Consider the following 12632-nt stretch of genomic DNA (forward strand, 5'->3'; position numbering starts at 1 on the left):
CTTGTTAAATCATTTACTTTTTAAATATGCTTTATAAAATACACCAAAACTTAGTGCGAAAACGAGTTTCTGAATCTTCAGTCTTATATTGTTGTCATATATAAGGAAATATGACTCGAATGCTTTTTTCTGGAAAAAGTTGAAATGATGTTTATCTACAATATAATTATATGTAGTTCTTATTTTTTCTTTCTGTGAATTTGTAATTCTATCTGTTCTATCCGAAATGTCTATGCAGTAAGATGTTTCTTTTATCTGCATGGCATCAGATACATTAAGCAATCTAAGCCAGCATTCAAGGTCTTGCCACATACGTAAATTTGTATCGAATCCACCGATCTTTCTCATATTCTCTACAGGGGTAAAAACCTGATTGCCGATAAAATTTTTGATAAATAAATCTTTCCGCTTGACTATATCAAAAGAGTTAGTCTTTTCTCTAATAAAAACTCCGTCTTTGATATGCTTGCGTCCGGCAAAAAGAACAGAAACATTTTCAGGCTTGGCTTTCCATCCGTCAATAAATAATTGTAAACGATTGGGCTCGAAGTAATCATCGTCATCCAGTCCTGTTACAAAATCGCCGGTAGCACTATTAATAGCCAGGTTTCTGGCTACACATGCTCCCTGTGATTCCGGCTGATGAATGACTTTGATTTTAGATGATTTAATATCTTCCAAATATTGATAGGTGCCATCTGTAGACGCATCATTAACAATGATCAGCTCCCAATTGGTGTAAGTTTGAGCCTGAACGGAGTCGACAGCCCGTTTCAATAAATCAACCCTGTTTTTGCTAGGGACATAAATAGTGACTTTATTTTTCATAATCTTATTTCTAAAATCTTAGACGTATATGGGTATATTCGAAAAACTCCTCCATTATATATACACAGGTAATAGAAGTTTATTAATAGCAATGATATGTATAATAATGCCAAAACTCTTTTCCTTGAAGATGTGTATGATATGGTATACAAAGCATATGGTATACCTATAATAGAGAAGAACAGGAAATAGAGAGATAACCTGTTGGCATATGGCATTATGTAACCCGAAAAATCCAAAATATAGCCGGATATTACAATCATAATAATAAACCCACATTCTCTTTTCTTCGGAGATTTATAAAAACAGAAGATTAGTAAAACTATGCTTATCAACCATGTTAGGATTTTTGCTTTATCCAAAACAGCTGAATTATTCTGATTGTCCAGATAAAATGTATATCGGTCATCCAACCCATTTGATAACATAATGCTTAATACGTCTTTGAATATAAAAAGGAATCCAACTAAAAAGACGAGTACAGCTGTATCTATCAATATGATTTTTTTAGGGCTTTTAATCTTATGGACATAAAACAGCAGAGCAAATAATATAGAGATAACGCTTGTCAGGTGTGCTGTAATGGCAATCGCCGTGAATAATATATATAGCTTTTTTTTATCTAGTAATAATGCAGTATAGGCACATAGGCAAAAAGATAGGGCGATATATTGCTTTATATTATTATAAGACTGAAAATGAAATAGTAACAAATAAATTATAAAACAGAGCACCAAAGAATATTTCTGTTTCCAGTACAAAGAGCAAAAGTATACAGGTAATATCGTTAGTAGTTGGCATGCAAACTGCATCCAATAATATTCTTTTGTTAATCTGGATATTAAGAAATTCAGAATAAGAAATAAGGGTTCGGTTTTGATAAGAAGAGAATATTCTTTGAAACTGGGACTATTGACTGCTGTTTCGAAATATTTTTGTCCGTATACCATAACATCAACTCCTATTGTGTCATCTCTGAATGCTCCAACAAAAGCCAATAATAAGATAGCAGCGAAAGCCCAGATCTTACTCCCTGCTTTCTCTGATATATAAAACAATAAAATAACTATTGCAACAATAAGGTAATAGAACATAATCTACAATTAACGGATAAATTTTTTTGACCGGTATATGGTTCGGAATATTATATCAAAGATGTAATACATTCTCATACTTAATAGAAATGCTGCTATTTTGCTTAAGATTGAGAATGAAGAATGCTTTAATAAGAATAAATCACGATTACCAATCATTTTTATTTTCTCGATACGATAAGAGCGTCTCATTCTTTTCAAATACAACGAGCGAATGCATTCATAAAGCCTGTAACCAATAGAGTAATTTAAATACTTAAAATGCTTCTCTAAAAGGTTATCAGAGAATATCGGTCTGAAATTTTCAGCCAGAATATTCTTCAAGGTTATGTAACGTAAGTAATTTGTTCTAAAATCAATATATTTACTACTTAGCGAATTGAAAGTTTCACGATAGTAGTAATTATATTTCTTTTCAAACTTTACTTTGGAGGAACAAGACAGATATAATAAATTGAAGCATAGATCTTCTCCGAGAGTTAAATCTATAGGAAAAGTTATGTTATTATTTTTTATAATATCGGTTTTGAATAGTTTGGAGAACGGATTCCCCTTATTCGTGAACTTTTGTATCTCAAAAATCTGATAATAATCTTTTGCTGAGACTATGTCATCTGATTCTACTCTGATATTATTCTCTAATCTTCCATTTTCATTAAATCGGGTAAACCCCTGTATTAAGAAATCAATATCACTGTTTACAATAGAATTATAAGACTCTGATAGATAATCTTGTGAGAAATAATCATCACTGTCGAGAAATGAAATCCAATCACCTTTCGCTAATTCAATTCCTTTATTTCTCGCTGTACTTACTCCTTTGTTTTTCTGAGAATATATAATAATACGGGAGTCTGTTTCTCTTAGTTTTTCACAAAATCCGAGAGATCCATCTTTCGAACCATCATCAATTAATATTAATTCATAGTCCTTAAACGTTTGATTCAATACCGAGTAAATACATTGCTCAATATATCTTTCGGCATTGTAAACAGGTACAATTATTGAGATCTTAGGATTATTCATCGGCTAGAATTTTATATTGAGCTTTCAAAGGAAAAGGTGCCGCCTTTAATAATTTCTTTTGTATGTCATGCAGAGAGACATTGATAATTGTTTTTGTCGGATTTTCATTGAACAGATTTATCCATGTATCCTCTCTGATCTGATCAGCAAAATTCTTAATGCCTTCATACAGTGGAATATTCACAGAGCTAAAATAATCTCTAAACTTAAAGCCGTCAGTTTCGATATAGCCTTCCTGTATCCATAATGCCGGAATCCCATAGGCATGTGCTACTATTACACCATGTAATGATGTAGAAAGAATATACTCGCAGCTCGTTATATCTTTAATAACTCCATGTATATCATCGGTTCTTAAGTCTATTACTTTACTCGTTGAAAATTCATCTATAAATTTATCCGCTTCCAGCCAGTGAGGGATTATTCCCAGTTTATGCTTCTTGTTTGTTTCACCTTTAATCCATAAAGGGAGTAAAAGTGCAGGATCTCCGTATACATTGCATTTTTTTTGTCCGAGATTTTCTAATCTTTCATCTGTAAATTTTCCTCTGACTGCATATACTGTCCCTCCTCCAAAGCTTTCGTGATCATTCATGAATCCCGAACCCCAGATCAGAGACCTTTTATTACCATTCTTTATTATTGAACCTACTGCATATATTGTACGTTCCCATGGCATCTCTATTGTTTTCAGGGTATTAGTGTCAAATTTTAAAAAAGCTTTTAATGCTTTTTTTGTGTTGAATATCACGTCTTTGCTTATTTTTAGCTGCGTGGGTATTCCTGATAACTCTTCAATGAGCATGGGACTTAAAACGTCCCCGAAATTTTTATGACCAGCCCAATAATATAGATTTATTTTGTCCATAATTACTTTACTTTATTCTTTAATTTTTCCAATGCTTTCTTTAAAAAACTTTTTTCCTCTACACTCAGACCAATACAGTATAATAATGCTATATAGACTGCCATAAGTATTGACAAAGAGATTAATATATAACTGTAAGAGCTTATATAATAAGTTTTCACCATGTAACTAGCTAAAAGTATTATTGAACCCACCGAAATAATAGGTATAATTACTCTTAGAAAGAATAATTTGACAATAGCCATATTTAAAAGCTGTTGGAGCAAGATTAGTCTGACTAAGAGACAGATGAGACTTACCGAAAATACAATCCATAAACAGGCAGATGCATCTAATGTTGTATATTTGAATACCAAATAAGATATCGGCACATTGAACAGAATTATTCCTCCAACAATAATCTGATATTTCTTTACACGCCCTGTTGCCTGAAATGTAGCCATTAATGGATATGATAGAGAATCAACCAGAGTGGTAATTATAATAATTCTGGTGAATAGGATTGTATACTGAGGATATGATGATAGCCATAAGTCAAATATGTCTTTAGTGAAAACCAATAGAGGTAACGATATTAGGAGTAATAAAAAGAAAGAATATTTAGCAACGCTTAGCGTCATATCAACCATACTTAATACCTGCCCCTGTGCATAATACTTCGTTATCTGTGGGCGTGTAGATGTGAGAAAATTTTGCACAAATTGGTTTAAAGATGTATTTACCTGAAAAGCAATGGCTCTTGCGGCATTAACCACAGGTCCGAAAAATATATTAAGAATGATATTTATGCCTTGATTATTCATCAGACTGGCCATTGCACCAAACAAGTTCCACCCCGAATAAGATGTTATTTCTTTAAATAAAGGCTTGCTCCAATAATATTTGAAATGGCTTTCGGTAAAATTTCGGAGACAATAGATCTTGTAAGTGGATGTGATAATGAAGGTCACGATAAAGCCAAGGATTGCATACGTTATTAATTTGTCATGTGGTAGAATTATAAGGAGATATACAATAAGAAGTTTCATTGAAACTTCTAAAATACTTACATATGCAAATATATTCATTCGCTCATGAGCGATAACCATCGCATTGTAAGGAACCTGAAACATGGTTAATATAAATGAAAGAATGGCAAACTGATATACCCAATTAGCAGCTGTAAGGCGATCCGGAGGGATAGTCATTTTATTATTTAAAAACCAGAGTCCGATGGTTTCGGCTAGTAGTAGGATGATTACCCCAATCATACAGTAAATCAAGAGTGTCATACTAAACGTCTTTTGCAATTGGTCTTTATTTCCTTTTCCGATCTCATAGGCAAAATAACGCTGAGAAGCCGTTGCCATGGTGCTGCTTAAGAAAGCAAACATAGTGACAACTCCACCAACCACATTGTAAAGACCATAGTCCGAACTGCCCAGTGTATTTAGAATAACCCTTACAGTGTAGAGCTGTACTCCCATAATAATAATCATACGGAAATAAAGCAACAGCGTATTTTTTGCTATTCTCTTGTTATTGGATAAAGAATCCGTCTGGCTCATAAACTTTGTATTAAAAATCAGAGAAATATATAATTACTACTGAATTTGAGTAATAATGACTATCTAATATCCTTTTTGTTCGATATAACTTATTGTATATGTTATACCTTGTGAGTTGAATGAAGATCCAGGAAACCTTTATTCTTTTCTCTAATCATAAAATAATATTATTTGACACTAGGTTTTATACTGTTCTAATTTACTATTCTAAAATGGGCGTGCTTTGTTTAAACACCTCTTTCAGAAAAAGATAAATTGGGGGAGTAATCAATAATTTCAGATTTTTTTAATTTAACCACTTTACGGAAGTATTCTGACACTTTAGTGCTTAATCTTAGTCATGACAATAAATTGGTCAGAACTAATGAGAAAGGACAGGTTTTATTAAGTTTCCTTCCGAATTATAAAACAATCATATTACAACACGTATCCTTATAGCCATTCCACTGATTTTGCTATAAGTCCAATTGATTATACCACTCTATTTAATATAGTAACCACTTAAGAGATTCGTATATTTTAAAACAATGCAGATAAAATATAGTCTCTACCAAATTAATATGTGAGCAATGACAAATAAAAGTTACAGAAATAAGTTATGTAAATTATTTCTAAGAACTAATGTTTTTCAATAGTCTCTTGAAAATTGTGTAACTGCGGATATAACAACTCTTGCCGAAAAAATGTTCGCCTTGTTTTTTACTTATTCTAATAATGTGGTTTCGTTTCTATTCGAAAATATCAAATTTTAGCTGCTTTATTAAATCTTTTACGATTTGATAATTTTATGATTATGGTGTTAACTTGTTTGATTATAGTTGGTTGTTCTTTTTTTTCTTAAGGTGTGTTTCAGATTTTTTCTGATAAAAGCTCTCTGGTTTATATAAATTTTTTTTATCAAAAAAACAGTATTTATCTTTTATATGAATCATTTTGATGTAGTCATCGCAAGGTTTGTGATCTTTTTGTTTTCTGAATTGTACTGTGATGTTTTAGATTGAGAAGATAATCATCAGAATGAAAAAAAATATATGTAATTTGAACAATATATTACTATTTGCGTTAATTAACATGAAAACGAAAGAGATTGAATGAATATCGAGAGTTACTGTCATTCTAAATTGGATGTGTACAGCCCTATATTCAGTGAAAATCATATACTTCTTTAGTAATCAACGGACATCCGGATTTTAGAGTTATCAACCTAAAAAAATACTTTACATTGCTAATCTGATGAAATATTTTAATCTGACTCCGGATTCTAATATTCAGCAGAAAATCCTGAATGAAAATATTAAGCGAAAAGTAACAAAATGTGTTATGGTGTTTATCTGTAATGTGATTTTGGAGGAGTCTTCGAACAGCATTATTTGATAATTTATAGATAGTCAGAACGGTATAGTTATTAACTCACCTCAAGGGTGTATTGCTTCATTTGGTTGCTCATATAAATGTGTCATAATTAAATCGAACGGCAACTGCTGATGACGAAATTAAAACGTTATTTCTCTTCACTTTATTAGAAGAATTACTCAATTTTTATTTATATATAAATACAGGTCTGATGAAAATATTGCATATAGGACAGATGATCGGTGGTTTGGATATTTATATTCGTAATACGATAATTTATGCTGACACCGAATTAGAGTATGTTGTAGTGAGAGGGAAAAAGGATAACTCAAAGCCCATTTTCAAGAATGGAAAGGCTATCAAAGAGTGTCAGGTTGAGATGTATCGGAGTATCGGCTGGAGAGATATACTATGTGTGTTTCAGACTCTTCGTATAGCTATAAAAGAAAATCCCGATGTTATTCATTGCCACAGTGCCAAGGGTGGAATGGTCGGGCGGCTGATCGGTTTTATTCTTCGTAAAAAAACATTTTATACGCCACATGCTTTCTCCTTTTTATCCACTCAGGGTTCCTTAGGTAGGTCGTTGTTTTCTGCAATTGAGAGATATACTAAATTTAATGCATACATATTGGCCTGTTCTGCATCAGAAGCGGAGCTCGCACAAACTGTTGCTCATTATAAACCCGATAGAGTACTGATTTGGACTAATTCTGTACCTGATGCCGCAAAGAATATACCTGAAAAAGATGGTAAGCAGGATAATGATCAACCTATTATGATTTGTACTATCGGACGCCCTTCGTATCAAAAAAACTCCTTATTTCTGGCCGAAGTAGCCAAAAACGTTATTTCTCAATGCCCAAATGTGAAGTTTATGATACTTGGAGTCGGTCATTATTCTCCATTTCTTAATGATATTCTGAATATCATTAAAGAAAACAGATTAGAAGATCGGATTGAACTGATTCCTTGGCTCGAGCAAAAAGAAATATTGAAATATGTCAATTCTTCCGATTTGTATTTATCAACTTCTCTATACGAAGGATTGCCCCTTGCTATTGTAGAAGCTATGTCGTTAGGTAAGCCTATTATTGCATCAAAAGTTGTAGGGAATATCGATTGTGTAGAGGATAATGTCAATGGTTTTTTATTAGATCTAGATGCAAATGTGTTTGTGGATAAAATTGTAGAACTGGTTGCTGATCAGGAACAAAAGTTACTAAAAGATTTAGGTCGGGGATCTCGAAAATTATTTGAGTCGAAATTTAATCTGGAAATACAGATAAACCATTTATTGGACATATATACTAATGCTGTTGTAGGCAAAAGATAGAGCCTGTTTTCGGTTCAAAATATGGAACCGAAATGTCTATATTCCGGTTCCATGTTTGCAATATAGTGCATTGTGCTAAGTAGAAAAAACTGTTTGATACAGTTATTGAGTGTTGTTATGTATCTAGTATGTTTTATTCCGATAATCAGCCTGTTTTAATAGGCTATATACAAATATATGTATATCTGGAATAAAAACTCTTGATCTAAATCAAGGAATTCAAAGGGACGAGATTTTCTTTCGAATTCTGCTTAAAGTTTCCGGTGCTACTTTTATGAAGGATGCTATTTCTTTCAGATTTACTTCATTAATAATTTGAGGGTAACGATGTAATAACTGTGTGTATCTTTGTTCAGGTGTATCGCAATAGAGCGACAACATCCGACCGTATATATCAGACAAAAATGCTTCGGCTATTTGTGCCCTTAGGTTTTCGAAATCTTGTTCTCTGAAAAAGGTATTCAGATCATCATATGTGAGTGAGTACACTATGCTGTCTTTTATTGCTTGTGCAGATGCTGCGGACGGCATTTGTCTTTGAAATGCGGCATAACTGGTGACAAAATCGTCTTCGAAACTATATCCTACAACTTGCTCTTTTCCTTGTTGTGTGTACCTCAGATAGCGGAAACTGCCTTTCGGTATAAAGCCTACTTTTTTTTGCAATTGTCCCTGTTGAATGAAAAAACTGTTTTTCTTATATTCTTCAACAGTCCCGTTTTCTAAAAATAACTGTTTGATTCTGTCTATACCCTCAAGGTTTAGATATTCATTAAAGACTTTCATACATGTACATGTTAATCTCTGGTGAAAATAGTTATCCCTATTTATAAGTGTTGATTGATGGATTAATAAGTCCCCGAAATATCTCAAGGATTATTTTAAATAAGTAACAGAACGTATTTAATGACGTGTTTTAAGCGATAACCTCCTCTTGCTGTTATGCTTGCACGGTCAAATAAATAAGTCTGAGACCTTATGCTTCTAAAAGTAATAATTTTCTTTATATCCGAACTTATTTAGGGTATGAATAATCAGGCGAAGTATAATAATGTGAGGTTATGGTGATTTTCTTAGTATTTTACTTGTTGATAAGAAAAGTAGGTGTCAGGCTTATTTATTCAATTCATTAGTCGTTTATTGCATCAAACACCTGACTCTGCTCTCACTGCTTTAAACGTTGCCCTTGGGAAGAAAAATAATCCAAGTCTGTTATAAACTAAAAATATATCATTAAATACTTTCTGGTATTTGAAGCTAAAAGAAGATCAATAATTTGTTTTTTATAAAGACGTTCTACATCTTTGTATTCTCTTAATTGGCAGATGAAGAAAAAAGTAAATCACATAGTAATTTTATTTTTGGCTGCGGCAATATTTTTTGTCGGAGCAGGCGTTACTATTGTCGATTTATGTTGTTCGAAGTGTGCCGATAGCTTATTATCCTTGTCAGAATCAACGGGGAATTGTGTGCAGCATTCTGGTCTTATGAAGATGCCCGACAATTGTTGCAGTGAAAAAACAAATAGTGAGAGCCTTGCTTGTGATAGCCTTCACGCAGATAAAGATAAATCTGAATGCTGTAAAAAAGAGCGTTTATCTATAGATCTCAATAATACAACCTTTAAGCATAGTTTATCTAATACGATGGTGTGGACTATTATTTCGTTTAGTAATAGTGGTTCTCTATACTTGTCAATAAATGACAAGTATATACAGCCTGAAGTTGTAGAGCAAAAAACTCTTCCCCCAAGGGATTATTTATCCCTGATCCGCATTCTTATAATTTGATTTTAATACGCCTTTTGATACACTGTGCAATTGATTTTGCATAGTTATTTTACTTGCCTGTTATGGGCTATTGTCAATTGTAAGTATTGTTATGCAGTACTATTCGGTAATAATTATCGGCTGCATATATACTTACCTGAGTAATAAAAAGGTCTGTGACCTTGACCTTATCAAACGATTGTATTAAAATGAAAGAAATCAAACTTATTATATTGTTATTATTGCTGTCTGTATTAGGTGCAGGAGCCACAACTTCAATACTAAAGGGCTACGTATATGCAGCAGATGAAACCCCTATAATCGGAGCCCAGATACATTGGCTCAATTCTAAAAAGAGTGTTGTTACAAATGAGGATGGATATTTTGAAATAAAAGGAACTCCCCATCAGGATCATATGCTTGTTGTGACTTATATTGGATATTCGGAGAAGGTGACTCATATTCATGAATTTACCGAATTACAAAAAATCAGGCTGGAAGAAAATACAAATCTGGGAGAAGTAGTTGTTACAAAATCGGTAGCAGGTCGGATATCTTCCCGAACAGAATTGCTCAAAACAGAAAAAGTTACGGCAAAGGAACTTACCCGTGCCGCTTGTTGTAATCTAGCTGAGAGTTTTGAGACAAATCCTTCGGTAGATGTGTCTTATAGTGATGCGGTAACCGGAGCTAAGCAGATACAATTGTTAGGCATATCAGGAAATTATATACAAATGCTGACCGAGAATTACCCGAATTTTAGAGGAGCTGCAAAGCTTTATGGATTGGATTATATTCCCGGACCATGGATGGAAAGCATACAGATATCGAAAGGTGCTGCATCTGTAAAAAATGGATATGAATCAATATCGGGACAGGTAAATGTCGAATACAAGAAACCGACAACAGCCGATCCGTTGAGCTTGAACTTATTTCTGAGTGACGCAAGCCGGATCGAGGGAAATGCAGATGCTGCTATCAAGGTCAATGATAAACTATCGACAGGTATTTTTGCTCATTATTCGAATGAAGAAAAAGGGCACGACGATAATGGTGACGGTTTTCTGGATATGCCGAAAAAACATCAGATTAATCTGATGAACAGATGGCATTACCAGACTGATAAATTTATCTCACAATCGGGAGTAAAGTTCATTAATGACGAGCGTATCAGCGGACAGACAGACCATACGATGAAAGAAGGACAAATGTATAATCCTTATCAGATAGCCAATTATACCAATAGGGGAGAGGTATTTACCAAGAATGGATATATCATCAATCCGGAGAAAAATGAGAGTGTGGCTTTGATTCTTTCTGGTTCATACCACGATCAGAAGTCGAATTATGCATCGAGCCTTTATAATCTGTATGAGACTAATGTATATGCTTCATTAATGTATGAAAGAGACTTTTCACCAATGCATAAACTGAGTACAGGTTTGAGTTATAATTGGGATAAATATACCGAAACGATAGATATTCCCCGATTGGATATGGGAAATCAGCCCGCACGTGAATCTGTGTCGGGAGCTTATGCTCAATATACATTGAGTCTGAGTGACAAACTATCGGTTCTGGCTGGGATACGTGCAGATTATAGTACCTTGTATAATTGGTTTGTAACTCCACGCTTGCACATTAAGTATGATCCGGCATCGTGGATGCAGGTGAGGTTATCGGCAGGTAAAGGCTACCGTTCGGTATTTGCTTTGTCTGAAAATAGTTATATGTTTGCGAGCGGCCGTACCATTCATATTGCCGATAACCTGAAGCAAGAGAGTGCATGGAATTATGGAGTAAGTACTTCTTTCCATATTCCATTGAATGGAGAAGAATTGACATTATCGGGAGAATGGTTCTACACCGATTTTTCGAGACAAGTAATTATGGATGTCGATTCGGATCCGCATGCTGTAAGCTTTTATAACTTAAACGGAAAGTCTGATGCACATGTAATACAGGTAGAAGCCTCATATCCGGTTTTCAGAGGATTTAATTTATTGGCTTCTTACCGGTGGATGGATTCGAGGATAAATTACAAAGGAAAAGAAATGCGCAAACCGCTAACCAGTCGTTACAAAGCTTTGGCTACAGCTTCGTACGAGACTCCTTTGAGAAAGTGGCAATTTGATTTCACCACTCAGTTTAATGGAAGTGGACGGATGCCGACTCCCGATGCGAATAATCCGCTCTGGGATAAGAATTATAAATCTTTTGTAATAATGAATGCCCAGATAACTAAATTTTTCCGAAATTGGAGTGTGTACCTCGGAGGCGAAAATCTGGGGGATTTTACACAAAAGAATCCTGTAATTTCAGCGGATAACCCATATGGATCGGATTTTGACGGAACAATGGTTTGGGGACCTACTCAAGGCCGTAAATTTTATGTTGGGTTTAGATATAACATCGGGAAATAAATAGATATTAGATATTTAATATATATAAATATGAAAACAAGAATAGTTTTATTGATCATGGTCTGCTTTTCAGCTTTAAGTCTGAATGTAGATGCTCAAAACAAAAAAGACCAGAAAAAGAATAAAGAAGAGGTCGTATTTAATGTGTCTATGACATGCGAAAACTGTAAAAAGAGGATAGAAAAGAATATCGCTTTTGAAAAAGGAGTATCGGACATGAAAGTCGATCTTCCGGAAAAGACAGTGATGGTTGTTTTTAATCCTCAAAAGACAAATGTAGATAACCTTCAGAAAGCATTTGAGAAGCTGGGCTATACTGCATCGGTGTACAATGCAGAAGAAAGTGCTCTAAAAGAGTAGGGCAGACGATTTATTCGATAGTAAACAG

General features: G+C 33.9%; 10 protein-coding genes. 4 read left to right on the forward strand and 6 right to left on the reverse strand.

All coding sequences use genetic code 11. The features are described from left to right. Nucleotides 1–9 precede the first annotated feature (9 nt). Genes AABJ51_RS17390 through AABJ51_RS17410 form a run of 5 tightly spaced genes read right to left on the reverse strand, consistent with a single transcriptional unit; the run spans nucleotide 10 to nucleotide 5363 of the window. The gene (locus AABJ51_RS17390) at nucleotides 10–828 is read right to left on the reverse strand and encodes a glycosyltransferase (protein ID WP_338373591.1); all 819 of its coding nucleotides are present in this window, start codon (nucleotides 826–828) and stop codon (nucleotides 10–12) included. Continuing rightward, on the reverse strand, nucleotides 825–1922 hold the full coding sequence (locus AABJ51_RS17395; RefSeq protein WP_338373592.1) for an EpsG family protein: 1098 nt from the start codon (nucleotides 1920–1922) through the stop codon (nucleotides 825–827). The genes AABJ51_RS17390 and AABJ51_RS17395 overlap by 4 nt, the downstream gene beginning before the upstream one ends. A gap of 9 nt (nucleotides 1923–1931) precedes the next feature. Further along, nucleotides 1932–2948 carry a glycosyltransferase family 2 protein gene (locus AABJ51_RS17400; protein ID WP_338373593.1) on the reverse strand — a complete coding sequence of 339 codons (1017 nt, stop codon included), beginning with the start codon at nucleotides 2946–2948 and terminating at the stop codon, nucleotides 1932–1934. Continuing rightward, a complete protein-coding gene (locus tag AABJ51_RS17405; RefSeq protein WP_338373594.1) occupies nucleotides 2941–3816 on the reverse strand; it encodes a polysaccharide pyruvyl transferase family protein in 876 nt (291 codons plus the stop codon). Before AABJ51_RS17405 ends, AABJ51_RS17400 begins: the two co-directional genes overlap by 8 nt. A gap of 2 nt (nucleotides 3817–3818) precedes the next feature. After that, complete coding sequence (locus AABJ51_RS17410) at nucleotides 3819–5363, reverse strand: MATE family efflux transporter (protein WP_338373595.1); 1545 nt, start codon at nucleotides 5361–5363, stop codon at nucleotides 3819–3821. Nucleotides 5364–6927: 1564 nt separating this feature from the next. Between AABJ51_RS17410 and AABJ51_RS17415 the strand changes: the two genes are divergently transcribed. After that, nucleotides 6928–8052 (forward strand): glycosyltransferase, encoded by a 1125-nt coding sequence (locus AABJ51_RS17415; protein ID WP_338373596.1) that lies wholly within the window; start codon nucleotides 6928–6930, stop codon nucleotides 8050–8052. 219 nt (nucleotides 8053–8271) lie between these two features. On the opposite strand, the gene AABJ51_RS17420 is transcribed toward AABJ51_RS17415, so the two are convergent. Next, nucleotides 8272–8838 (reverse strand): Crp/Fnr family transcriptional regulator, encoded by a 567-nt coding sequence (locus tag AABJ51_RS17420; RefSeq protein ID WP_338373597.1) that lies wholly within the window; start codon nucleotides 8836–8838, stop codon nucleotides 8272–8274. Nucleotides 8839–9377: 539 nt separating this feature from the next. Here AABJ51_RS17420 and AABJ51_RS17425 point away from each other — a divergent pair. From AABJ51_RS17425 to AABJ51_RS17435, 3 genes are all read left to right on the forward strand, one after another. Next, the gene (locus AABJ51_RS17425) at nucleotides 9378–9842 is read left to right on the forward strand and encodes a hypothetical protein (protein WP_338373598.1); all 465 of its coding nucleotides are present in this window, start codon (nucleotides 9378–9380) and stop codon (nucleotides 9840–9842) included. 188 nt (nucleotides 9843–10030) lie between these two features. Next, nucleotides 10031–12244 carry a TonB-dependent receptor gene (locus tag AABJ51_RS17430; protein ID WP_338373599.1) on the forward strand — a complete coding sequence of 738 codons (2214 nt, stop codon included), beginning with the start codon at nucleotides 10031–10033 and terminating at the stop codon, nucleotides 12242–12244. 30 nt (nucleotides 12245–12274) lie between these two features. Continuing rightward, the gene (locus AABJ51_RS17435; RefSeq protein ID WP_338373600.1) at nucleotides 12275–12604 is read left to right on the forward strand and encodes a heavy-metal-associated domain-containing protein; all 330 of its coding nucleotides are present in this window, start codon (nucleotides 12275–12277) and stop codon (nucleotides 12602–12604) included. The last annotated feature ends 28 nt before the right edge of the window (nucleotides 12605–12632 follow it).

The organism is Indolivaga capnocytophagoides, assembly GCF_036511535.1.
Taxonomy (GTDB): domain Bacteria; phylum Bacteroidota; class Bacteroidia; order Bacteroidales; family Dysgonomonadaceae; genus Dysgonomonas_A; species Dysgonomonas_A capnocytophagoides.